This is a genomic window from Chryseobacterium geocarposphaerae (assembly GCF_002797535.1).
Lineage (GTDB): Bacteria > Bacteroidota > Bacteroidia > Flavobacteriales > Weeksellaceae > Chryseobacterium > Chryseobacterium geocarposphaerae.
In genome coordinates this window covers 1,964,480-1,988,940 of sequence record NZ_PGFD01000001.1, presented here as the reverse complement: position 1 = coordinate 1,988,940, position 24,461 = coordinate 1,964,480, and the positions used below count along the sequence as shown (strand labels likewise).

General features: G+C 34.3%; 22 protein-coding genes and 1 pseudogene. 14 read left to right on the top strand and 9 right to left on the bottom strand.

Translation table 11 applies throughout. The annotated features are described in order from the left end of the window. Nucleotides 1–34: 34 nt before the first annotated feature. The 3 genes from CLV73_RS08815 to CLV73_RS08805 form a co-directional block, all read right to left on the bottom strand. Nucleotides 35–1,345 carry an ABC transporter permease gene (locus CLV73_RS08815; RefSeq protein WP_100376465.1) on the bottom strand — a complete coding sequence of 437 codons (1,311 nt, stop codon included), beginning with the start codon at nucleotides 1,343–1,345 and terminating at the stop codon, nucleotides 35–37. A gap of 4 nt (nucleotides 1,346–1,349) precedes the next feature. Beyond that, nucleotides 1,350–2,261, bottom strand: coding sequence for an ABC transporter ATP-binding protein (locus tag CLV73_RS08810; RefSeq protein WP_100376464.1), 912 nt, complete (start codon nucleotides 2,259–2,261; stop codon nucleotides 1,350–1,352). 107 nt (nucleotides 2,262–2,368) lie between these two features. Beyond that, nucleotides 2,369–2,719, bottom strand: coding sequence for a T9SS type A sorting domain-containing protein (locus CLV73_RS08805; RefSeq protein ID WP_100376463.1), 351 nt, complete (start codon nucleotides 2,717–2,719; stop codon nucleotides 2,369–2,371). Nucleotides 2,720–2,839: 120 nt separating this feature from the next. Between CLV73_RS08805 and hemB the strand changes: the two genes are divergently transcribed. Further along, nucleotides 2,840–3,829 carry a porphobilinogen synthase gene (gene hemB / locus CLV73_RS08800; protein ID WP_100376462.1) on the top strand — a complete coding sequence of 330 codons (990 nt, stop codon included), beginning with the start codon at nucleotides 2,840–2,842 and terminating at the stop codon, nucleotides 3,827–3,829. A 63-nt stretch (nucleotides 3,830–3,892) separates the two neighbouring features. On the opposite strand, the gene CLV73_RS08795 is transcribed toward hemB, so the two are convergent. Next, on the bottom strand, nucleotides 3,893–4,621 hold the full coding sequence (locus CLV73_RS08795; RefSeq protein ID WP_100376461.1) for a hypothetical protein: 729 nt from the start codon (nucleotides 4,619–4,621) through the stop codon (nucleotides 3,893–3,895). Nucleotides 4,622–4,753: 132 nt separating this feature from the next. Here CLV73_RS08795 and lptB point away from each other — a divergent pair. From lptB to CLV73_RS08775, 4 genes and pseudogenes are all read left to right on the top strand, one after another. Beyond that, a pseudogene (gene lptB / locus CLV73_RS08790) lies at nucleotides 4,754–5,479 on the top strand (LPS export ABC transporter ATP-binding protein); the annotation flags it as partial. Nucleotides 5,480–5,804: 325 nt separating this feature from the next. Continuing rightward, nucleotides 5,805–6,119 (top strand): hypothetical protein, encoded by a 315-nt coding sequence (locus CLV73_RS08785; RefSeq protein ID WP_100376459.1) that lies wholly within the window; start codon nucleotides 5,805–5,807, stop codon nucleotides 6,117–6,119. Nucleotides 6,120–6,293: 174 nt separating this feature from the next. Next, nucleotides 6,294–8,021: an ABC transporter ATP-binding protein gene (locus CLV73_RS08780; RefSeq protein WP_100377026.1), complete on the top strand. Its 1,728-nt coding sequence runs from the start codon at nucleotides 6,294–6,296 to the stop codon at nucleotides 8,019–8,021. Nucleotides 8,022–8,059: 38 nt separating this feature from the next. Next, complete coding sequence (locus tag CLV73_RS08775; protein ID WP_100376458.1) at nucleotides 8,060–9,016, top strand: helix-turn-helix transcriptional regulator; 957 nt, start codon at nucleotides 8,060–8,062, stop codon at nucleotides 9,014–9,016. Nucleotides 9,017–9,221: 205 nt separating this feature from the next. Here the strand turns inward: CLV73_RS08775 and CLV73_RS08770 are convergent, their stop codons facing one another. After that, the gene (locus tag CLV73_RS08770; RefSeq protein WP_100376457.1) at nucleotides 9,222–9,713 is read right to left on the bottom strand and encodes a DinB family protein; all 492 of its coding nucleotides are present in this window, start codon (nucleotides 9,711–9,713) and stop codon (nucleotides 9,222–9,224) included. Nucleotides 9,714–9,893: 180 nt separating this feature from the next. On the opposite strand from CLV73_RS08770, the gene CLV73_RS08765 reads away from it, so the two are divergent. The 6 genes from CLV73_RS08765 (at nucleotide 9,894) to CLV73_RS08735 (ending at nucleotide 15,125) form a co-directional block, all read left to right on the top strand. Continuing rightward, entirely contained in the window at nucleotides 9,894–10,478 is a 585-nt protein-coding gene (locus tag CLV73_RS08765; protein WP_100376456.1) for a hypothetical protein, read from the top strand. A 439-nt stretch (nucleotides 10,479–10,917) separates the two neighbouring features. Further along, the gene (locus CLV73_RS08755; protein ID WP_100376454.1) at nucleotides 10,918–11,487 is read left to right on the top strand and encodes a cob(I)yrinic acid a,c-diamide adenosyltransferase; all 570 of its coding nucleotides are present in this window, start codon (nucleotides 10,918–10,920) and stop codon (nucleotides 11,485–11,487) included. Nucleotide 11,488: 1 nt separating this feature from the next. Further along, the gene (locus tag CLV73_RS08750; RefSeq protein WP_157798766.1) at nucleotides 11,489–12,121 is read left to right on the top strand and encodes a tetratricopeptide repeat protein; all 633 of its coding nucleotides are present in this window, start codon (nucleotides 11,489–11,491) and stop codon (nucleotides 12,119–12,121) included. Further along, the gene (locus CLV73_RS08745; RefSeq protein ID WP_100376452.1) at nucleotides 12,111–12,740 is read left to right on the top strand and encodes a thiamine diphosphokinase; all 630 of its coding nucleotides are present in this window, start codon (nucleotides 12,111–12,113) and stop codon (nucleotides 12,738–12,740) included. The genes CLV73_RS08750 and CLV73_RS08745 overlap by 11 nt, the downstream gene beginning before the upstream one ends. 3 nt (nucleotides 12,741–12,743) lie before the next feature. Beyond that, a complete protein-coding gene (locus CLV73_RS08740) occupies nucleotides 12,744–13,619 on the top strand; it encodes a tyrosine-protein phosphatase (RefSeq protein ID WP_100376451.1) in 876 nt (291 codons plus the stop codon). Between the two features lie 111 nt (nucleotides 13,620–13,730). After that, complete coding sequence (locus CLV73_RS08735; protein WP_100376450.1) at nucleotides 13,731–15,125, top strand: type III PLP-dependent enzyme domain-containing protein; 1,395 nt, start codon at nucleotides 13,731–13,733, stop codon at nucleotides 15,123–15,125. Between the two features lie 133 nt (nucleotides 15,126–15,258). Here CLV73_RS08735 and CLV73_RS08730 read toward each other — a convergent pair whose 3' ends face one another. Next, on the bottom strand, nucleotides 15,259–15,918 hold the full coding sequence (locus CLV73_RS08730; RefSeq protein ID WP_100376449.1) for an HAD family hydrolase: 660 nt from the start codon (nucleotides 15,916–15,918) through the stop codon (nucleotides 15,259–15,261). Between the two features lie 356 nt (nucleotides 15,919–16,274). Here CLV73_RS08730 and speB point away from each other — a divergent pair, with 356 nt between their 5' ends. The 3 genes from speB (at nucleotide 16,275) to CLV73_RS08710 (ending at nucleotide 18,961) form a co-directional block, all read left to right on the top strand. Then, entirely contained in the window at nucleotides 16,275–17,132 is an 858-nt protein-coding gene (speB, locus tag CLV73_RS08720; RefSeq protein ID WP_100376447.1) for an agmatinase, read from the top strand. 66 nt (nucleotides 17,133–17,198) lie between these two features. After that, nucleotides 17,199–18,047 (top strand): bifunctional helix-turn-helix domain-containing protein/methylated-DNA--[protein]-cysteine S-methyltransferase, encoded by an 849-nt coding sequence (locus CLV73_RS08715; RefSeq protein ID WP_100376446.1) that lies wholly within the window; start codon nucleotides 17,199–17,201, stop codon nucleotides 18,045–18,047. Between the two features lie 305 nt (nucleotides 18,048–18,352). Next, nucleotides 18,353–18,961 (top strand): alpha-ketoglutarate-dependent dioxygenase AlkB family protein, encoded by a 609-nt coding sequence (locus CLV73_RS08710; RefSeq protein ID WP_169925761.1) that lies wholly within the window; start codon nucleotides 18,353–18,355, stop codon nucleotides 18,959–18,961. 246 nt (nucleotides 18,962–19,207) lie between these two features. Here CLV73_RS08710 and CLV73_RS08705 read toward each other — a convergent pair whose 3' ends face one another. The 3 genes from CLV73_RS08705 to CLV73_RS08695 all read right to left on the bottom strand — a co-directional run bounded on the left by CLV73_RS08705 (nucleotide 19,208) and on the right by CLV73_RS08695 (nucleotide 24,457). Next, the gene (locus tag CLV73_RS08705) at nucleotides 19,208–21,064 is read right to left on the bottom strand and encodes a CocE/NonD family hydrolase (protein WP_100376444.1); all 1,857 of its coding nucleotides are present in this window, start codon (nucleotides 21,062–21,064) and stop codon (nucleotides 19,208–19,210) included. 181 nt (nucleotides 21,065–21,245) lie between these two features. After that, nucleotides 21,246–23,951 carry a TonB-dependent receptor gene (locus CLV73_RS08700; protein WP_100376443.1) on the bottom strand — a complete coding sequence of 902 codons (2,706 nt, stop codon included), beginning with the start codon at nucleotides 23,949–23,951 and terminating at the stop codon, nucleotides 21,246–21,248. A gap of 86 nt (nucleotides 23,952–24,037) precedes the next feature. After that, nucleotides 24,038–24,457 carry an SH3 domain-containing protein gene (locus tag CLV73_RS08695; RefSeq protein ID WP_100376442.1) on the bottom strand — a complete coding sequence of 140 codons (420 nt, stop codon included), beginning with the start codon at nucleotides 24,455–24,457 and terminating at the stop codon, nucleotides 24,038–24,040. Nucleotides 24,458–24,461 lie beyond the last annotated feature (4 nt).

Sequence of the window (24,461 nt, the reverse complement as noted above, 5' to 3'; positions counted from 1 at the left end):
ATTTTTTTATTGTTAGATAAAGATATGTTTATGATTAACTTTTAATCCATTTCCAGATTTCTTTTAAAGTCGCTTTATTTCCATACATCAGAATTCCTACCCTGTAGATTTTCCCTGCAAGGAATATCATGAAAAGAGTAGTTCCTAAAAGCAATACAATAGACAAAGCAATTTGCCATACAGGAACTCCGTAAGGAATTCTTGCAATCATAGCCACAGGAGAAGTAAACGGAATGATTGATAACCAGAAACCAAGAGGCCCGTCCGGATTATTGATGAAAGAAAAGCTTCCATACATTCCCAGCATTAAAGGTAATACAGCAAATAAAGTAAACTGCTGCGTCTCCGTTTCATTATCTACAGCTGAACCGATTGCTGCATAAATTGAACTGTAAAAGATATATCCTAAAAGGAAAAAGATGATGAATACAAAAATAATTAAAGGGAAGTTTAATTCTAATAAACTATGCGAAACCTGAGTGGCAATTTGAGTAATGTCCAATTTACTCATCACCGCATCCTCACCCCCCGGAATATTTTTCTGCATGGAAGAAAATCCTGTATTTAAAACCAAAGCTCCAACTACAGACATCGTAATCCAAACGATAAATTGAGTTAAGGCAACTAAGGTTACCCCGAGGATTTTTCCCATCATCAGTTCAAAAGGCTTTACCGAAGAAATAATAATTTCGACAACACGGTTGTTTTTTTCCTCTAAAACACTTCTCATCACTCTTACCCCGTAAATAATGATAAACATGAAGGTAACGTACATTAAAAGCATACTCAATACGCTTTTTACCCCTAAAGCAAGATCGGAATCTTCCTTATTGTTTTCTGAAACATTGATCGTTTTAAGGGTAAAACCTTTATCAAGATCATCAATTTGAGTCTCAGAAATTCCCAACTGCTTTATTTTTTCTTTTTTAATGACATTGCTGAGATCAGAAATGATACGCTGCTTAGTATCAAGCCCGATTTTGGTATTGACAATCAGCCTGGTATTTTTCTGAAACTCATCATAATTTCCATTCTGTACCTGAGGAAGAACGAGAATTCCATCTATTGCTTCGTTGCTTTTAAGAGTATTTACTTTTGACTGTTCTTCAGAAGATGGGATGATTTTATATTCTATTTTGTCGGTAGATTTCAGTTCATTTTTAAAAAGACCGCTGTTATCTACCACTTCAATGATATTGTGAGATTCATTGGCTTTGAACATCAGTCCGATTACCGCCCCAAATGCAATTAATAGGATAGGAGCCAGTAAAGTCAGCACAATGAAAGATTTTTTCTTAACCTGAGTAAGAAACTCTCTTTTAGTAATTAAAAAAATATTATTCATAAAATTAAGAATGGTTACTTACGGCATTGATAAACACTTCATTCATGCTCGGGATTCTCTCTTCAAAAGCACGTACCTTTCCTAGATGTACAAGATCTAAAAGAATATTGTTTTGATCGGCTTCATTTTTTAAATCAAAAGAAACCAGATTGTTTTCAGAGGTAATATTAAAAATCCCATACTTATTTTTGAAACTCTCCAGTTGAGAATCATTGACTTCAGAAAGCGTGATCCCGAAAATATTTTTCTTGAATTTTTCTCTCACATCAAACACCCTTCCATCAATGATCTTTTTAGAATTGTTGATCAATGCAACATAATCACACATTTCTTCCACGCTTTCCATTCTGTGAGTAGAAAGAATGATCGTAGTTCCGTTATTTTTAAGATCGATAATCTGATCTTTAATCAAATTGGCATTTACAGGATCAAAACCAGAAAAAGGTTCATCTAAAATTAAAAGATGCGGCCTGTGAAGTACAGTGACTACAAACTGGATTTTCTGAGCCATCCCTTTAGACAGTTCAGACAGTTTTTTCTTCCACCACTGGTCGATGTGAAGTTTGTCAAACCATTTTTTTGCTTCGGCTAAAGCATCATTTTTGCTCATCCCTTTCAGCTCTCCGAAATACAGAAGCTGGTCACCAACAGTCATGTTTTTGTATAGCCCTCTTTCTTCAGGCATGTAACCGATGTTTTTGATATGGTTGGGATTCAGCTTTTCTCCGTTAATTTGAATCTCTCCTGAATCAGCCTGAGTAATTTGGTTAATGATACGGATGAAAGAAGTTTTTCCGGCTCCGTTCGGGCCCAAAAGACCATAAATACTTCCTTTCGGAACATGGATGCTGAAATCATCCAAAGCCACCTTTTTACCGGCGTTATAGGTCTTTCTAATATGTTCAGCTTTTAGCATTAATTTGTTTTTACTTAATTAGTATAATAAAGTTCCGAAAGTTACGGAATTATTAAAACAGAATTAATGGGAAAAGAAAAAATCCTGATGATTATCAGGATTTACTATTATTGTTTTACGATTTGTGTTACCTTTTGAGTATTATCGCTTAAAATGTAGCGGATCAGATATTTTCCGGGTTTTAATTTCTCAATATTGATTTCTCCGGAGTTCATATTTATGCTATAGCTGGCTACCTGAGTTCCCAGGATAGAGTAAAAAGTTACATTCTTTACTTTAAGAGATGCATCTTTTGCTCTTACTACCAGATAATCTTTAGCAGGATTTGGATAGGCTACGATGATACCATCATCAGACTTTTGTGAGATGGAAGAAGGCTCTCTTTGTTGAGCTTGTAAATTGCTAGAAAATCCAACAAATACGCCTAGGAATATAAATAAAAGTAAAAATTTTTTCATTCAATTATAATTTCTCGTAATATATCATAACAAAAATAACTAATTCTATAATCTCTTGCAATACTTTTTTATAGAACTTGTATTAAATTTGCATAAACTTATTCAAAAAGTATTCCAAAAATGATACATTCAAGAAACAGAAGGCTTAGAGTAAACGAATCTATCCGAAGTTTAGTAAGAGAAAATACACTTACCACCGATGATTTTGTAATGCCAATCTTCGTAATGGAGGGCGAAAACAAGCAGGAACCCATTCCGTCGATGCCGGGAATATTTAGGAGGAGCATAGATCTTACGGTAAAAGAATGTAAAGAGTTGTTTTCTTTAGGAGTAAAATCTGTCAATTTGTATATGAAAGTGTCAGATCATCTTAAGGATAATACAGGTAAAGAGGCATGGAATAAAGACGGGCTGATGCAGAATACGATCAAAGCAATTAAAGATGCGATTCCAGGAATGATTGTAATGCCTGATGTGGCTTTAGATCCTTATTCAATTTACGGACATGACGGAATTATTGAGAACGGAAAAATCCTGAATGATGCTACAAATGATGCATTGGCAAGAATGTCGGTGTCTCATGCTGAGGCAGGAGCTGATATTGTGGCGCCAAGTGACATGATGGATGGAAGAGTTCTGACGATTCGTGAGGCATTAGAAGACAACGGATTTACCGATGTGGGGATTTTAAGTTATGCTGCAAAATACGCCAGTTCTTTCTATGGCCCTTTCAGAAGTGCTTTAGATAGTGCTCCAAAAGATAATATGGAAATTCCGAAAGATAAAAAAACGTATCAGATGGATTTTCACAACTCCCGTGAAGCACTGAACGAAGTGTTCAAAGATGTGGAAGAAGGAGCAGATATTATTATGATCAAACCGGGACTTCCGTATTTGGATATCGTTTCGAAAGTTCGTAAAGCAATTGATCTTCCGATAGCGGTTTACAATGTAAGTGGAGAATATGCCATGGTAAAGGCAGCGGCTCAAAACGGTTGGCTGGATAATGATAAAACGATTATTGAAAGCTTGACATGTTTTAAAAGAGCAGGAGCAGATATGATTTTTACATATTTTGCAAAAGAAGCTGCTATGATTTTAAATAGATAATAACACAGGCATGTGAACATAAAAAAAATGGGGGAATTTCAATCTTGAAATTCCCCCATTTTTTTAAGAAATATTGAAATCTTTTCCTTTGGTAAATTTTGCAGCAAAAGGCGACTGGTTTCCTGAATATTTTAATACAAAATGTTTCTTGGTATCCGTATCAATTTTCGCATCTACTTCTACATCTTGGGTTTGAAAACTTACGTCTAATCCTACTCCGGATTCTTTTTCAAGATAAATTTCCACGCTTTCTGCATAGAATAAAGAGGTACTTAAATAATTGAACTTGATATTTTTTCGATAAGTTTTAGGTTTATTTTGGGTAAATTCAGAATAGCTTCTTAAAATTTCAATTCCGGGAGAATCTATATTGGTAATTCTGGATTTGGTAACTCCGTTTACCCGTACCGAAAAGCTTTTGGCACTTTTAATATTTCCATTCACACCAATATTAAATAATGATGGCAGCGAAAGTCCGTATTCTATCATGCTGTCCTTGGTAAACTCAAAATCAGGAATCAAAGCCGGATGTTTGGGAGCATTGATCAGTTGGTTTTTAATAGTATTAAGATTGGTATCTGAGAATAAAAAGCCGATAAGATTATTTCCTGTAGTTCGCCAGTTTCTTCCGTTCCATTCAAAAATTTCACAGAGCAGCGTATCTGCAGAAGAATGCGGAAGGAGATCGATGTCCTGCCATTTGAAAACCTCTTTTGCATATGGCCTTCGGTTGGTAATATTGATGCCCAGATCCAAGGCTAAAAGTTCGGTTAACTGCTGATTATTTTCCATATGTATTGTGATTGTTGATTAGTTTATAAAATTAATTAAAAATTACCGGGTTCAATTTTAAAATATCATAAAACTTTTATCGGTATACGCTAATCTAAAAATTACATTCAAAAAAACTTTATCTTTGCTGCTATGATTTTACGAGGAGAAAACTTAATCAAAGAATACGGTCCTAAAAAGGTTGTAAAAGGTGTTTCAGTACAGGTTCAGCAGGGTGAGATTGTTGGATTGCTTGGTCCCAACGGAGCAGGAAAAACAACATCATTCTATATGATTGTAGGATTGGTTAAGCCCACTTCCGGTAAAATTTTTCTGGATAAACAGGAGATAACAACAGATGCTATGTACCGCAGAGCCCAGAAGGGAATCGGTTATCTGGCTCAGGAAGCCTCCGTATTTCGAAAACTTTCTGTAGAAGATAATATTATGGGTGTTCTACAGCTGACGAAACTTTCAAAACGTGAACAGCAGATGAAATGTGATGAGCTGATTGAAGAGTTTTCTTTGCAGCACGTCCGTAAAAACCGGGGGGACCTTTTGTCCGGAGGAGAAAGACGTAGAACCGAAATTGCAAGATGTCTTGCAACAGATCCAAGCTTTATTCTTTTGGATGAACCTTTTGCGGGGGTAGACCCGATTGCGGTGGAAGATATTCAGAAGATTGTAAGAAGCCTTACCGATAAAAATATCGGAATTCTGATTACCGACCACAATGTACAGCAGACGTTGGCAATTACCAATAAAACTTATATCATGTTTGAAGGAAGAATTTTGAAAGAAGGACTTCCTGAAGAACTGGCAAACGATCCGCAGGTAAGGGAAGCTTATTTGGGAGAAAACTTCGTCTACCAAAGTATTTTCGACAAACCGAAGAAGAAAAGCTACGCTTATAATATCTGGGCTGGAAATTTTGATTCAAAAGCTCAGCTGCAAAGTTTTGTTAATGAAAATTTTGCCCAGTTTGATGATCTCAGATTGATGCATGGCTTTGAAGATATCAGTTTTGCTTCATTGGGAAATTCGGAGATTCAGTATATTTTCAATGATGTGGTAGATAAAAATGCCAATAACTCCTTTGTTTTTCAGAAGAAAGAAATTAACTCTCTTTATTCCTTAGAACAGGCAAAAGCAGAATCTGAAGCTGCAAGTAAGCCTGAATTACATTACTTAACAACAGAAGCTTTTGAAGGGTAAATTTTATTCTAAACAACATTATTTTGAAGAATATCGTATTAAAGAATTGTTTGCTAAATTATATTTGGCAGAGAGTCTTTTAAATGAAATAACTTTATCTAATTCTGATGGAAAATTTACTGTTTTTAAAGAAAATTTTATCGATGAATTTTATGAGGCGGAAGGTTCTAATGTGGCTGATTTTACACAATTGTGGAGTTGGTTTAAACCCACTGCGGAATGGAATATTTTTACTGGCGATAAAGGATTAAAGCTTGGAAAAGAGATTTTTGAAATTGTTGATAAATGGAAGCAAGATCAATAATTTTTTTAAGAATATAATTTAAAACTAAAAGAATAATATAATTCGTACCTTTTTCTCTGTAAAACGGTACGTTTTTTAGTTAAAATAATTCCCATGGTAAAACCCTTCAACAGAACCATCACTTTATTCGGTATTTACAAACAGCTTGTCCCGTTTATCAGGCCTTATCGATTAATGATTTATGGAACTCTGTTTCTTACATTTTTAGGAGCTCTGGCGGCACAGGTCAATCCGTTGGTACTAAAATATACCGTAGATGAAGTTACAAAACTGACCCATCTTCCGCATCCTATGTCAGAAGGAATTCACGTTCTGGTATTGATCTCTGTAATTTTACTAGGGAAAGAATTATTGAATATTTTTATCAACTTCGGACAGAAATTTTACGGAGAAAAAATTAGAATCAATGTAAGTTCAGTTTTAGCGCAATCAGCCATTGATAAGATCTTAACATACAGAGTGGCTTATTTTAATGATGAAAACCACGAGTCCGGAAAGCTGCAGATAAGAATTGATCGTGGAATTGAGAGTCTGACAAGACTGGTTCAGAATTTTTTCATCGATATGTTACCTTTATTTTCCAATGCCATTATTGCTTTGATCATTATGTACCTGCAAAATGTGTATGTAGGAATTGTTTCTACGGTTATTGTTCCGATATATTTTTACGTAAGCTCATTGCAGGCAAAAAAACTGAGCGGAGTGAGAAGAACATTGAGAAATCAGCGGGAGCAAAAAACTTCTGGGCTTTTGAATTTAATTAACTCTATCATGGTGATTAAAAGTTTTGTCCGCGAAAAATTTGAAGGTAAAAAACAGTACGATTTACAGATGCAGTTGATGGAAAGCCAGATGTTCACCCGAAAAACAAACTTTATTTATGATGGGCTGAAAACTTTCATCGAACAGTTTGGAGTGGTTTTAATTATCCTATTAACGGTTTATCTGGTATTGGATCAGCAAATGACCATCGGAGCTATTATGCTTCATATCATGCTTTTTAATAATGTTTCGGCTCCCATTCGTCAGCTTCACAGAATTTATGATGATATGAACGATGCGATGATCTATGCGGAAGGATACTTTGATATTCTAAATGCAGACAATGAAAAAGAACCTAACGGACCTTTTGTAGAAAAAGAAATCAAAGGGAATTTTGAATTAAAAAACGTCAACTTTTCCTATCCCAACGGGACACAGGCTTTACATAACGTTTCCATGAGGATTGAAAACGGAAAAACTACTGCTCTGGTTGGTCTTAGTGGAGCAGGGAAATCAACCATCATTAATCTTTTATGTAAATTTTATTTGCCTGATTCGGGGGAGATTATTCTGGATAATGTTAATTTGAATGATTTTGATAATACATTTCTGCGTAATGATCTCGGATTGGTACTTCAAAAAAACCATATTTTTCAGGGAAGTATTGAAGATAATATCCGTTACGGAAATATGAATGCAACTTTTGAAGAAATTGAGGAAGCAGCAAAAAAGGCCTATCTTCATGAACAAATTCTGGATTTGTCTGATGGATACAATCATGATGCAACCCAACTTTCAGGAGGGCAGCAACAGAGAATTGCCATTGCAAGATTATTCCTGAAAAATCCACCGATTATTTTCCTTGATGAGCCTACTGCGAGTCTTGATGCAATTGCCACCGAACAGATTAAGAACTCTCTGGATGCCATAAAAGAAGGCAGAACGGTAATTATCATCTCTCATTCTTTATCTCAGATTTTGGATTCCGATAAAATTTATGTAATGAAAAAAGGAAGAGTAGTGGAAAGCGGAACTCATGATGAGTTGGTACAAATCAATGGGACTTACAGAGAAATTTTTGATGCTTCTGCCAGAAGTCTTAATTTGGATAAACTGGTGAATACTTTTAAAGATAATTAATTTTTAGAAATTATTTTTGCTATATATTAAAACAGTTAATGAACGACCATTACCTAAAAAAACTCGACCGGGTTACTGCCATTCTCACTCAATTACAATCAAAACCGATTGTAAGAGCACAGGATCTTGCACAAAAATTTGATGTAAGTGTCCGTACCATTTATCGGGATGTAAAAACATTGGAAAATGCAGGGATTCCAATTGTTGGGGAAGCCGGAAGCGGTTATTCTCTTATGGATGGTTACAAACTTCCGCCCGTAATGTTTACGAAAGAAGAGGTTTTAAGCTTCATCACAGCAGAAAAACTGATGCAGAAATTCTCCCATCAGAGTTTGGGAAGTCATTATCAGACAGCGATGGAAAAAGTACGTTCCGTATTAAAATATTCCGATAGGAATTTAATTCAGAATATTGAAAAACAGATTGATATCTTTCAGTATCATGCAAAAACGGAAGACACTATAAAAGATGTGATTCCGACTATTTTGGAAAGTATCGCAGAAAAACACCAGTTAATCATAGAATATAAAACGGTTGACGATAACATTTCAACAAGAACTATCGAAGCGGTAGGTGTTTTCTTTGAGTTTAATTATTGGTATATTATGGCTTTCTGTACGTTGAGAAATGATTTCAGGCAATTCCGGGTTGACAGAATCTTAAAAATTTCAAAAACGCAGAATCCGTTTCTGGGTGAGTATGGACAAATCAACGATTACAGGAAAAACAGTAATGGTAATAAAACGACTGTAAGGCTTTTAGTCGAGAAAAAAATCATGGGATTTCTGGTGAATTCTAAAAAATATTATGGATTAACTAAAGAAACTGATGCGGAAAATGGAATGGTGGAATTGACGTTCGAAACAGAGTCGATTAAAGATGGATTTCCTCGCTGGCTGATTACATTTGCAGATTATGCGACCATTTTAGAACCAGAAAGTCTGAAAGAAAAACTGAATGAGTTATTAATCAAAATATCCGGTAAACATCAATAAAACCTCAACAAAAACTGTTGAGGTTTTTTAGCAATATTAATTAAATTGAAGATGGCTTTCAAGCAAAAAAGGCGAATCTGCAATTACAAAATGGTTTGTCAAAATTTAATGTATAGCATGCATTTCCGCCCTTTAATTAATCAGGATTGATTTTTAAGATTAAATTTAATTAAAGATTTTAGTCTCCATAAAGACATTAAAGGTCCTAAAATCTCTCCCAAAAAAAAGGAGGTTCAATTCCTAAAGCTCTTAAATAAACATACCCTTGTCCACGGTGATGGATTTCATTATCTACGAAATACAAAATATTCTGATACACCGGGAATTCATACTGACCAAATAAATTGAAAGTCTCCTGGAAGCGTTCTTCCGAAATCTGAGCAAAATAAGTATTGATGGTTTCAGTTTCTTCATCCCATTTTTTCAGAATATCTTCTTTTGTTTTCGGGGCAAAACCTTCTTCGTTATAAGCCTCCATGTTTTTGTCAACGATTCCTTTCAAAGCCGGTCCTCCGATGCTGATTAGCTCTATCGCCAGTTTTGCGAATGGTCTCATTCCTCCCACAGAAAATTCAAATAATTCCTTTTCAGGAAACATTTCGATGACCCTTCTTGTCAGATTTCTGTGACCTTGCCAGTGCTCTAATAATTGTTCAGAGGTCATAAATTGTTTTGTGATGGTTGCTGTAGTTGTCATAATTTTAATATTGTTTGTTATTGTTGATACAAAGATAAACCGGGGTTATGACAACAGTTTGTCAGTAGGATTTTGGCAATGAAAAAAAATTTATTTTTTTACTAAAATATCTGTTTGTACTTTTCCGTTAGATAAACAAATGAATTAATAAAATTGTAAATTGTAACGAAATTTAAAAATATGAAGAAGCTTATTTTGGCGATTGTACCTGCATTTTTATTAATGTCATGTAATAAAATTGAAGAAAAAATTGATCAGACTGTCCAGAAAACAACTGAAACTGTTCAGCAAAAAGCTCAGGAAGCAGTTGAAGAGACAGTAAAAAAGACCGTCAACGAATCTATAAATTCCCTAACCAATTCTGAGGATGTTCAGTTTAATCAGGTTTTTCCGGGAGCTGACAAAGCAATAATTTCGGAAGGAACAGGAAAGAAATTCAGATTTCCAAATGGTTCAGAAGGTTTTGTTTTCAAATATAAGGCGGATAAAGCGACTTTAATTCCATTTTTAGAAAGTCAGCCGACTACTGATGAAAACAAATCGGATAAAACTGCGAGAAAAATTGACGGGCAAAGCATCATTGATAAAATCAGTTTTATAGAAAAATTTCTTCCTGAAAATACAGTTGATTCCGGTTTTCTGGATGATATTAAAAATGATAAAAGTATTGAATATTACAGGTTAAAACGATTTCCAAACAACAGTACGATTATCTACAATCCCAAGAACCAGACCGTATTACAATACGTAGAGGTAAATAAATAATTTGAGAATGACCGAATAAATCGGTCATTTTTATTTGTTGAAAGTATTGTAGTTTGAGTATAATTAGAAATCAGCATCATTGGATTGTTTAGTTTAAAATAGATTTTTAAAAATATTTAATCCTATTTCTAGTACGCTTTGTGTAGAACTTTCATTTGCTACACTTTTAAGTTTTTGGATGCCCTCCTTTTTTTCTCCTATTTTTTTACTTTTCATTTTCTTTTTGGCTTTAAATAAACTAAAAAAGCTGAAAAACATAAATGTCAGAATAGAAATTATAAGCAATACTAACTCTATGGAACTCATACTAAAATTGATAGATTACATTACAAATATAAAATATTTTACATCTAAATATAACGTTGTATTGAATTTTGTCTGCAAAGTAAGAGTAGCAAAAACATTTGTCAGCCTAATGAGAAAAAAGTAATTTAGTACTATGAAAATTTACACGAAAACAGGAGATAAAGGTCAGACTGCTTTGTATGGCGGAACAAGGGTTTCAAAAGCAAGTGCAAGAGTTGACAGTTACGGAAATATAGACGAACTGAATTCATTCATTGGAATTGCCAAAAGCCATATTGAGGATCAGGACGTTTTAAGGCAATTAAAGAAAATCCAGTTCGATTTATTTACGGTAGGTTCAGAAGCGGCAACTCCCGTAGATAAACTGATGTTGGCGAATGGAAAATCCCGTTTACCATTAATTATTTCTGAAACTGAAATTGAAGAACTGGAAAACTGGATGGATGCTTTTGATGAAAAATTGGAACCCTTACAATATTTTATTCTTCCCGGAGGTGGAAAATCGGCAACGTTTTTACATGCCGCAAGAACGATTTGCAGAAGAGCAGAACGTTCTTTAGTTTTCTTAAACGAATCGGAGGAAGTACGTCCGGAACTGATTAAATACCTGAACAGACTTTCAGATTACCTGTTTGTGTTAGCAAGGTATATTTCAAAAATCAATAACGAACCGGAAGAATACTGGAATCCGAATGAAAGATAAAATGAAAAAAATATTTTTATTATTAGTATTTTATTCTGGAATGTCTTTTTCACAGAATTATCTTGATAATGGAAATGTTCTTATATCTGAAAATAAATTTTCAGAGGCTGAAAATGTTTTTCGTGAAGGATTAAAGCATGAACCTGATAATTTGATTTTTAAATCGCAATTGGCTTTAACTTTAATAAAGCAAAATAAAAATGATCAGGCTGAAAAAGTAATTGTTGAAGTTTTAAAAAAAGATCCATCATTCCCGGCTGCTCTTTGGTATGGAGGAATTAATAATTTTTCGAAAAAAAAATCGGATTTTAGAAAAGCTATATCTTATTTTGAAAAATCATATAATTTGATTGACAAACATTCAAAACAGTATTTTGCCGTAAATTTTTATTTGGGAAAATCCTATCAAAATTTGCTTTATACGGAAGGTTTATCCTATGATGAAGTTGACAGGATGATAGAAACATATAAGAAATATATTGAATTACAACCTGACGCAGAAAATATTATTAATGTTAAAAGTTTTGTAGAAAAAATAGAAAATAACAGACCTGGAAGAAATGTTGAAAAATGGGTAATTACTACAAACCCAAATGTAGTGGAAGTAATAAAAAAGGAGTTAAATGGGAAATAAAGCATTACTTTTCATCAACGGGGATGCTCCGAAATCTTTTCCGGGTCTTGAAAATTATGGATTGATCGCTTGTACGGACGGAGCTTTTCACTATTTGAAAAATCTGGATTTCCCACTGAAAAGACTGGATTTTATTTCCGGAGATTTTGATTCCCATTCTGGTGCCGATGAAAATATTTATGAAGAAAAGTTTATTCATACGCCAGATCAGAACTGTACAGATTTTTATAAAGCTTTGGAGATCATCTTGGAAAAAGGCTTTACCCATGTTGATGTGTTTGGTGGAAGCGGAGGAGAGCAGGATCATTTTTTAGGAAATCTTACCGTTGCCTTTAGCTTTAAAGGTCAGTTGAATATAAAGTTTTATGACGAATTTTCTGAATATTATTTTATCCCTAAAAGATATAGTGTAAAGGGCGTAAAAGATAAAATGATTTCACTGTACCCATTTCCGGCAGTTGAGAACATTACCACAAAAGGATTAAACTGGCCATTAACAAACGGAAGTTTAAGCATCACTTCAAGAATCGGGACAAGAAATTTTGCCATTGAAGATGAAGTTTCTATTGAATATGAAAATGGAGATCTGTTAATTTTTATCGGGAAAAATTATTTATAATCTTTGAAACAAGTTATTAAAATATCATTTCTACTTATTGTATCAGTCTGTGTTTTCTCCTGTAAAACGCAGCAATTTTCCGTACCGGAATACGGAAAAAATGAAATAGAAAATGATATTAAAATTAAAAAGGTTCATAACTTCAGAACTGTTGGAAATATTAAAAATATTGACGGGCAAACTTTAAAAGAAGGAAAATTCTACAGAAGCGCACATCTCAATAAGCTAAAGAAAAAATCTTTTGACGAGCTTGAAAAATTAGGAATCAAACAAATTATTGATCTCAGAAATTCAAAAGAAATTGCTCAAAAACCGGATAATCTTCCAGGTGATATTGTTTATAAGAACTATTCTGCTTTTGAAGATGAAGGCGATCAATTGGACCAGGCTAAAAAACTGGTTTTAAAAGGAAAAGTTGATGGTTCAGATGCAGATAAAAGAATGCTTGAATTTTACAGGAATTATGTGACGGAAAATCCTGAAATTATCAAAAAAGTAATCACTGAAATTTTAGATTCGGATCAGCCTGTTTTATACCACTGTACCGCAGGAAAAGACAGAACGGGAATTATAACGGCTTTGATTCTGACCATTTTAAAATTCGATAAAGAAACGATTTATAATGATTACCTTTTGTCTAACAATTACAGGGAAAAATTAGTGGATAAAAGGTTGAATCTGGCTAATAATCTCCACTTTTTCTATCCGAAAATGGATGTCAAAGTATTAGAAAAACTGAGCTGGGTAGAAACAGATTATCTGGATGCTGCCTTTAACGAAATTAATAAAGAATACGGCTCGATTGATAACTATATTCAAAAGGTTTTAGGAATTTCTGAAAATAAGCGACAAGAATATATTCAGAAGTTTACATATTAATAATCAGAGTGAAATTTTCATTACAAAACGCCTGAAAATTTATAATAAATTTAACGTTAAAAAATCAAACTTTTTTAGCAATTTTGCATTTCTTAATTCACTTGTTTAGAAATGAAAATAAAATACTCGGAACTTATTGATCAGACGTTGTATTTCCCTACTGAGGAGTTCAATGTTTCTGAGAACAATTTGTTGTTTCACGACATTCCGTTGATGGATGTTGTTGAAAAATTTGGCACTCCGCTAAAGATTAGCTACCTGCCGAGAATTTCTCAAAATATCCAGAAAGCTAAGAGCTGGTTTAAGGAAGCCTTTGAGAAAACCGAATATAAGAAGAATTATACCTATTGCTACTGTACAAAATCAAGTCATTTCAAATTTGTACTGGAAGAAGCGCTGAAAAATGACATTTCTATAGAAACTTCTTCTGCTTATGACATGGATATCGTAAAATCTCTTTACGAAAACGGAAAAGTAGATAAAAATATTGAAGTTATCTGTAACGGTTTTAAAACTGATGATTATCTGGCGAAAATTTCGGATATGATTAACAATGGTTTTGAAAATATTACTCCAATCCTGGATAATTACCGGGAGTTGGATAAACTTACAGAAAGCATCGATACAACATTCGATATCGGGATCAGAATTGCTTCTGAAGAAGAGCCGAAATTCGAATTTTATACCTCAAGATTAGGAATCGGATATAAAGATATTATTCCTTATTACAGCCAGAAAATTGCTGAACATCCGAATGCAAGGCTGAAAATGCTTCACTTCTTCATTAATACGGGAATCAAAGACACGGCCTATTACTGGAATGAATTGTATAAATGCCTTCGTGTTTATGCACGTTTGAAAAAAATTGCTCCGGAAGTTGATTCATTAAATATTGGTGGCGGTTTCCCGATCAAAACTTCTTTGAATTTCGATTACGATTACCAGTATATGGTGGAGGAAATTGTTTCTCAGATCAAGAAATTCTGCGAAGAAGAAGGAGTTGAGGAACCAAATATTTATACTGAGTTTGGAAGCTTTACGGTTGGAGAAAGTGGTGCGAATATTTATAAAATTATTTCCCAAAAACGTCAGAATGACAGAGAAAAATGGAATATGATTGATTCATCTTTCATGACCACTCTTCCTGATACCTGGGCGATTTCAAGACACTTCATTATGCTTCCACTGAACAGATGGGAAGATACTTATGAAAGAGTTTTTTTAGGAGGATTAACTTGTGATTCGGATGATTATTATAACTCTGAACAGCACACAAATGCCATTTATTTACCTGTTTTCAGTGATACAAAGCCTTTATATATCGGATTTTTCCATACAGGAGCATACCAGGAAACCATCAGTGGATTTGGGGGAATTCATCACTGTCTGATGCCACAGCCAAGACACATTTTGATTCAGAAAGATGAAAATGGCGAATTACAATATGAAATTTTCCGTGAAAAGCAGGAACCAGAAGATGTATTGAAAATTCTTGGCTATAAATAACCTAAACATATCACTGTCATTTCGACGATAGGAGAAATCTAAAAATAGAATCTTCATTCATTTTATTTTATTTTATTAAGAATGACAGACTCAATAAAAAACAAAGCTCTCAAATTTTGAGAGCTTTTTCTATTTAAAAATACTTTGAAATTTTATCTAATTGAAGATCTTCATAATCTGAAACTACGGTGTCTGCCAAAGTATAATCCTGATTTTTAGAATGTGGGCTTCTGTATGCCGCACAGAAAATTTTTGCCCGGTGTGCTGCTAAAATTCCGTTGGTGGAATCTTCAATGACCATACAGTTTTCAACAGGCTCACCCGACATTTCTGCCGCTAACAAAAATACTTCCGGATGGGGTTTTGATTCTTTTAAATCGGCACCGCTTATTTTTCCGCTGAAATATTTTTCAAGGTCAAATTTTTCAAAAACCATATTGATGGTGGTCATGGTGGCTGAAGAAGCTAGAATTAGTTTGATTCCGTTTTCAAAATAATGCTGAATAAGATCTTTTACACCGGGAATCAAATCAAATTCTTCATCATTGTAAAAATAATCCTTGAAATAATCTCTTTTGCTTTTGGCAATTTCTTCGTGAGTTTGATTTAGATTAAATTCATTAATCAATGTTTCGCAAACTCTTTTTGTTGAAGCTCCTGTAAAAGAGGTATATAATTCTTCGGAAACCGTAATTTCCAACTCGTCAAAGGTTTTAAAATAAGCTTTCCTGTGCAATGGCTCTGTGTCTACAATCACTCCATCCATATCGAAAAGAACAGCTTTTAAAGGCATATTTTGAATTTTTTACAAAAATAACTTTTAAAATTTAAAGATTAAAAGATTTTAAAATTAATTAAAGTTTTGTTGTAGAGATTGTTGGTTTTTCGCAAAGACGCAAGGTATATGAATTATGTTGTTTTTAAGGCGCAAGAAAATCAAAGACTTTCAGGAGATTATTTACGTTTAAATTTTATCGTAGATAAAATCCTTGCGCCTTTTATACTGAGATTTTTAAACAATTTGCGCCTTTGCGGAAAACCAACAAAATTAAAAAGTTATAACTCAGAACTCATGATTTATAACTCGAGTACTATTTTGTATCTTTGTGAAATCTTTTAATTTTAAATCATTTAATCTTTAAATAAAACATGAAAACATACGCAGGAATTCCTGAAGAAAATGCATCATTAGAGAACTCAAAAGTAATGTTGGTAACGGTTCCTTACGACGGAACCTCAACTTGGGGAAAAGGAGCGGATAAAGGTCCGGAATTGTTCTTAAACGCTTCTGAAAACATGGAGCTTTACGACATCGAAACTCAGACAGAACCTTATCTGGATGGAGTTTACCTGGCTGGAGAAGTTGCTGAAAATTCTACTCCTGAAGCCATGACAGAAGCCGTTTACCAGAAAACAAAAGAACTTTTGAATAATGATGGTAAATTATTCACACTTTTCGGGGGAGAGCACTCCGTTTCCATCGGTTCGATCCGTGCGGTTGGGGAAAAATTTGAAAACTTAACAGTTCTTCAATTGGATGCGCACACGGATCTTCGTCCGGAATTCCATGGTTCTACTTCCAATCACGCCTGTGCGGTTTTTGAGGCGAATCAGAAACATAATCTGGTTCAGGTGGGAATCCGTTCAATGGATATCGAAGAAGCTCAGTATTTACCGGAAGGAAGAGTATTTTTTGCTCACGAAATAGCCAACAACGAAAATTGGGTGAATGATGTATTGGAAAAAGTTTCAGGAAACGTGTATATCACCATCGACCTTGATGCTTTTGATCCTTCACTTTGCCCGTCAACAGGAACTCCTGAACCGGGTGGGTTACAATGGTATCCGACATTGGAGTTATTAAGAAAAGTATTCGAAAAATGTAACGTTGTAGCGTTTGATATTGTAGAATTAATGGATTCTCCGATGGCAAAGCCAAGCGCGTTCCTTGCAGCGAAGTTATATTACAAAATGCTTGCTTACTATCATCTTTATAACAACAACTAAATTCCGCAAGAATCGGATTTTTTCTGCCGTGTATTCTTCGGAAATTTGTGAGGTAAATTCAATGTTATGTCCACACAAAATCAGATAGATTACGAAAGAATTGCGAAAGCGATAGAGTATATCCGGAGCAACTTTAAGCTTCAGCCAAGTTTGGATGAAGTGGCAGAGAGAATTCATCTAAGTCCGGCTCATTTTCAGAAGATGTTTTCTGACTGGGCGGGAACAAGCCCGAAGAAATTTTTGCAGTTCATCAGTCTTGAGCATGCTAAAAATTTGTTGAAGGAAGAAAAAGCGAGTTTGTTTGATACGGCTTACGAGACAGGTTTTTCGAGTACAAGCAGATTGCATGATCTGTTTGTGAAAATTGAGGGAATGTCTCCGGCAGAATATAAAAACGGAGGAAAAAGTCTTCATATTAATTACAGTTTTTCAGAAACTCCTTTTGGAAATGTAATTGCAGCTTCCACAGAGAAAGGAATCTGTTCTATGGCTTTTGAAACCGATACCAATAAAGCATTGGGGGATTTACAGGCTAAATTTCCCAATGCTTCTTTTTTTGAAAGACAGGACGAATTTCAGAAAAATGCTTTGTCCATTTTCAATAAAGACTGGACGAAGCTTAATACCATTAAATTACATTTAAAAGGAACAGATTTTCAGTTAAAGGTCTGGGAAAGCCTTCTCACCATTCCGATGGGAAAATTATCAACATATGGAAATTTAGCTGAAAAAATAGGCCATTCTAATGCTTCAAGAGCGGTCGGAACTGCAGTTGGAAGTAATCCTGTAGCTTTTTTAATTCCCTGTCATCGGGTAATTCAGTCTTCCGGAAATCTTGGCCGTTACCGATGGGGTAGTGAGAGAAAACAGTTGATTGTGGGGTGGGAGAGTTCTCGAATTTACTCTGATTCTTAAACCAAATTACACGAATTTTTTCACGAATAAACACGAATACTTTGTTTAAAATTTCATAAATCAAATTATTCCATAAATAGGGGCGGGCTTTAGCCCGTTTAAATAAATAAGAGATTGAATCAATTGGCTTTAGCCAAACTTATTATTTAGTATAAAAAATCAACACCATTTTGTCATTCCGTAGGAATCTTGGTTTATTTATTAGAGATTAAAATTTGAAAAATGCTTTGCTTAGATTCCTACGGAGTGACAAAAATGCTATAAATTAAATTTTTAATAAAAATATTAAACTACAAATTCCCATGCTGAATCTATTCGAAGACATATCAGATTACCCTTCAAATATTCTTCCCAACGACGGAACTGTTCACTATTACGGAAAAATATTCTCCAAAGAGAAGTCGGATTTTTATTATGGCTATCTATTCAAGCAGATTCCCTGGGAAAATGATGAAGCCATCATTTTTGGCAAGTTGATTTTAACCAAAAGAAAAGTGGCATGGTTTGGAGAAAGACCATTTGAATATACTTATTCAAAGCGAACAAAATATGCCAAGTTTTGGACTCCCGAATTGTTGGCATTAAAGCAAAAATGTGAAGAAATTTCCGGCGAAACCTACAACTCCTGTTTGCTGAATTTATATCATGACGGAAGTGAAGGGATGGCTTATCACAGCGATGCAGAAAAAGACTTGAAAAAACATGGTGCAATTGCTTCCCTGACTTTTGGTGCAGAAAGAAAGTTTCTGTTTAAACATAAAACCACAAAAGAAAAAGTAGAAATTTTTCTGGAAAACGGCAGCTTATTGGTAATGAAAGGAACAACGCAGGACCATTGGCTTCACAGGCTTCCGCCAACAACAAAAATAAAAACTCCAAGAGTAAATCTTACCTTTAGAACAATTGAGGAATAATTTTTTTACTCAGTCTTTATCCATGAAGTTTGTCATTCCGTAGTAATCTAGGCTCATTTTATTAGAGATTGGAGATTAAAAATACTTTGTTTAGATTCCTCCTTAAGACATGACAAATAAAATAAAGTATATTATCTCTCGCAGATTTTGCAGATGCCGCAGATTTTTTTAAACACAATCATCTGCCTAATTTGCAAAACCAGCGAGAGACAAAAAAAGCTGTTTAAACCGAACAGCTTTTTAAATTTATTTTAAAACCTCAACTTCAATCGCGCTATCATCAAAAACCTTGATAAATGCTTTCGTATAATCTTCTTTCGTGGCAAAATTCGGATTGTCTAAGAATTTTTGTGGATTGATCGCAAATAACGGGAACCATGTAGAAGAAATTTGTATCTGGATTTTATGCCCTTTTTTAAAGGTATGAACAACATCCTGTAATCTGAAATTCACTGCTGTTTTTTGATTCGGAACCAAAGCTTCAGCTTTTTCTCTCGAATTTCTGAATCTGGCAGGCATGATCTCACTTCTTACCATCTGATGATAATTTCCGTAGACCACACCGTCTTTTTTCTCAGTAGGTTTGAAATCTTCAGGATAAATATCAATTAATTTTACTGCGAAATCTGCATCAGTGGAAGTGGAAGCAATATTTAATTTAGCCATAATTTCACCGGCGAAAGTGATATCTTCCGTTAAAGCATCTGTTGTGAATGTCAAAACATCGGGTCTTCCTTCTGCAAACCTTTGGTCTTCCGACATATAATTTCTTGGAGTAAATCCATTAAAATCTTTTAAATTATCAGAACTTAAAACCGGATTGTTCGGATCACTGTAGTATTCCGATGAACCTTGTCCTGCCGTATTTTTCAATGTTCCGTCAGATAGATAGAAGTTAATTTTTTTCGCTTCTTTTGGAGGATAGGTTGCAAATTCTCTCCATTGTTTTGCTCCGGTGTCATACATTAAAGCTTCCGGTAAACCAGCATCCTGTTTTGTATTTCCTTTTAAATAATGATTGAAAAATTTCGTTTCAATATTTTTCTGATAATAGGTGGCAATGCTGTCTCCAAAATAAATCTGGTTATGAAAATGCTTTCCCTGTTCATACGCCCAGGCTCCATGGGAGAAAGGTCCCATTACAATCATATTTTTGGCTTTAGGACTTGTTTTTTCTATCGTTTTATAAATATTTAAAGGTCCTGAAAGATCTTCTGCATCAAACCATCCTCCAACAGTCATCACGGCATGATTTACATTTTTAAGATGAGGTAAAAGGCTCCTTTTTTGCCAGAATTCATCGTAATTGGTGTGATTCATAACTTCCGTCATAAAGAAATTGTTCTTATAATATTTTTCATAACCGTCCTTCAAGGTTCCCATATCTCTGTAAAATTTCAGACCATCTTCAGAAGTTATTTTAATCATAGAATCGTTATACCAAGCCTTATTTTCAGGTTTTGTTTTCTGAACCCCGAAAACAGGGAATGTTCTGAAATAAGCTAACATAAATCTTCCGTTGTGAAGAAAATCGTCGTTCCAGAAATCCGAAATAGGCGCTTGAGGAGAAGAAGCTACCAAAGCAGGATGCTGTGCTAAAATTCCGACGGCGGTGTAAAATCCAGGATAAGAAGTTCCGTATTGACCCACTTTTCCGTTGTTGTCTTTAATGTTCTTTAAAAGCCATTCTATCGTGTCATAAGTGTCTGTACTTTCGTCAATGTCTTTTTTTGTTTTTCTTTCAACCTGTGGTGTCATATTGGTGAACGTTCCCTCGCTCATATATCTTCCACGAACATCCTGAAGGACGAAAATATATTTGTCTTTCATGATATAAGGATTCGGGCCAAGTTTGGTTCTGTATTCGTTTTCACCGTAAGGAGCAATGCTGTAGCACGTTCTCTGCATCAGAAACGGATATTTGTTTTTACTGGAAATATCTTTTGGGATATAGACCGCAGTAAAGAGTTTTGTTCCGTCACGCATGGGAATATAGAATTCCTTTTTGGTAAAATTATCTTTTACAAAAGTATCAGGTTGTGGCGATTGTGAATTTCCAAAAACAAACAGGAAAATAAGTACAATTGAAAAATGAATCTTCATTATATAAAATTTGACGCTAATTTAAACATAAAAATGCTTTTATTAAATGCCAATTGTAAGAGATGCCTGTCATTCTGACGAAGGAAGAATCTTTTTAAATAATTTATGGATTTTTCACGATATTCATTTCATTCGGAATGACATTTATTTCGGATAAAATAGGTGAATTTAGATTTTTAAATCACATTTTTCTTCCTGCAAATTTGTTCAGTTTCAAAGTAAGGGAAAACATAATGTACCGTTTCAGAATCAGGTCTTCACGATCTTCCACATAAGACGCTGAAATAGTTCTTCTCACACTCTGGTTTTGATTTAATATATCATAAACCCGTACTCGTGCAGTTAATTGTTTTTTGTAAAATGTATATCCAATGCTTGTATTCCAAAAGTAAAAATCTCTTTTGAAGCCGGGAGTAATGTTTGAGCTTCTATTGTATTCAAAATCGTTTTCGAAAATAAGGTTGGTTTTCAGAAAATAATTCGTGAGTTCAAGCCTGAAAGTCTGATAGGTGTTTTTTATACTTTCAACGCTGTAATTTTCATAATTTGAGAGAGTATAATTTACATTATAGGAAGGTTTTATATTGATTTTGTCTTTTTTATCATACGTAAAACTGATTCCCGGAGTGAACGTATAAGAATTTCCTAAAAATTCCTGGCCGTTGATATAGCCTTTATTGTACCGGTAGCTTAGATTAGCTTTGGGTCTGATTGTTAGTTTATTATCATTCCATTTATACGTTTTTCCAAGACTTCCTCCCAATGTGGCACTTTTGTTTCCGCTGATATTCCTGTAGCTGACAAACTGTTTTCCGGATTCGTCATAAAACGAAAAATCTGTAATATCGTTATTGTTGTAGGTGAAGCTTACATTAACGTTATAATTAAAATTCTTTTTGGTATTAAAATTCGTAAAGTACACACTCGTTCTGTTGCTCCATGTATTTTTAAGATCAGGGTTTCCTTCATACGTGATCAAAGGATTGGATTCATCCCTGTACGGAATCACATTCTCCGGAGTAGGAACGGTGAAGCTCGCCGAATTGTAAATACTTAATTTTGAGTTTTCATAAATGCGGTACTGAAGTCCTGCATTATAATCCGGTAACGTAAAATTTCTCTGAAGATCGTAATGTTGCCCATTGAAAACTGCATTATATTTTAAATCTGAAAAGTTCACCGTTGTAGAAGCCCAAATGCTGTATTTTTTCTTATTCAATTCAATATTGATCTCCGGTGAGAGCTGATTGTTTTTCTGATCGGAACTCTTAGATAAAAGAATATTGTAATTGGAATATTGCCCCGTATTTTCATCAAAATCATTTACGTTTCTGATGTTTGAAAGATTTTTGGAATTATAATTTAATCCTAAACTTATATTTAAAGAATCTGAAACCGGTTCAGAATATTTTGCATTAAATGAGTAATTATTATTCTGATTTTTGCTTTGGGATAACTGATTTCTAATATCATCGGGGTCCGAACTCTGATAAAATTTTGTAGCAGATCTTGTAAGATTATCATTTTTTGATTCCGAAATTGAAGTGTTTAAACTTGCATATAATGATCTCCCTTTCTTTTTAAACTTTTTAGAATAATACAAGTTCGGGCTGAAGGAATTGTTTTCTGATTTTGAATGGTTGGAAGATTCACTTTCGTTCAGCAGTTCATCATTTTTATAGGTAATGGATTTTGAGGTCCTTTCATTTGTTGTTTGGGAAAGTGAAAGTCTGGGTGAAAAATAAATGGTGCTTAAAGAATCTGGCCTTATTTTTACTGCCGAATTGAAATTATACTGTTCCGTATTATTGTCGGCATGATTTTCAGAGTTTGTTTTTAAAGTTGAATCAGGAAGAAAAGTCGTTCTGGAAACTTTAGAGGCTGTTTCCAGATTCGTCTCATTACGCGTTGCTCCCAGAGATTCCAAATCGACATTTGAACTTAGCTGATCACTATAATTTACTCCGATTGTTGTGGATTTCTGGATTCCTTTCATATTATTCCCGCCTCTTCCTCCTGTATTGCCGCCTAAATTCTGAGCTTCATCGTTGGTAAAACCTTTAGTATTGATATTATTGGATGAACCGAGCAGGCTGATTTTCGTTTTATTTTTAAAATAGCTTAAAAAACCACTGGCTTCATATCTTTCATCGCTGCCGTATCCTCCGGTAATCCTGGAAATAAACCCTTGATTTTTCTTTTCGTCAATATTAAAATTGATCGTAGATTTTTCAGATTTCGGAGTTTTTCCCATAAGTTCCTCTTCTTTGGTTTTGGTAGAGGTAACCTGAATATTTTTAATAATATCCGCCGGAATATTTTCCAGGGCAATTTTTCCGGTGGTATCAAAAAACGGCTTTCCGTTGATCATGATCTGGTCAACTTCTTTTCCGTTTACGGTAATTTTCCCATCGCTGTCGACTTCTATTCCGTCGATATTTTTTAATAGTTCCTGAATATTGCTGTCAGGACGCACTTTAATGGCATTGGCATTAAATTCAATCGTATCTTTTTTTATTTTTACGGGTGAAGCAGTTATAACAACTTCTTCAATATCAGAAATTTTGTCTTTATCAAGCTTAATTTCGTCCAGTCTTAAAGATTTATTTATTTTATCGAAACTTTTAGAATAGGAAATTAATTTGTGTGCATCTATTTTTAAAATGGAAGGTTCATTGAACTCATTAAACTTTAAAGAAAAGTTTCCTTCTTTATTGGTAAGAGTAGAGCTTATAAGCGATGAATCTCTTTGTTTGATAAGACGAATGGATGCATTTTCGACAGGCTTGTTTTCAAAATCTGAAACTTTACCATCAATGTTTAATTTCTGTCCACTAAGCAGTAAACAATTGAATGAAAATAACAGTACCAAAAAAAAATTCTTCATTAAATGTTTCTTTTGAAGGTGCTAAAATATAAAAAAACACCCCTGAATAGGGATGTTGTATTTTAAATAATGTTAAAAGTCTTACGTTAAGCTTTTAAATATCTTGAATAAGCATAGCCTTCCTGTCCGTCAGCGGTTTTTACTTTCCACCAATCGTCGGAAGTTTGTTCAACCAAAGTTACAGATGCTCCTTTTGCTGCTTTACCTACAACAGCTGCTTCCGTAGATGGTTCCTGTCTGATGTTTAAGTTCGATTCTTCAGTAGCTACTGTTAACGAAGCTCCCGAAGCCAATCCGCTCACCTGTACATCGATATTGATATCGGATGCAGAATAAGTAGAATCTATTGCTCCTAAAGCATTCCAAACTGCATCTTTAGCGGCTGTATTAGCAGCATTTCCGGAAACATATAAAATTCCGTCCTGCTCCTGAACCTGAAGATTTGAAATTCCTGCAGACTGGGCAGCAGAAACTACGCTTGAATATTTGTCTTGTAATGTGCTCATATTA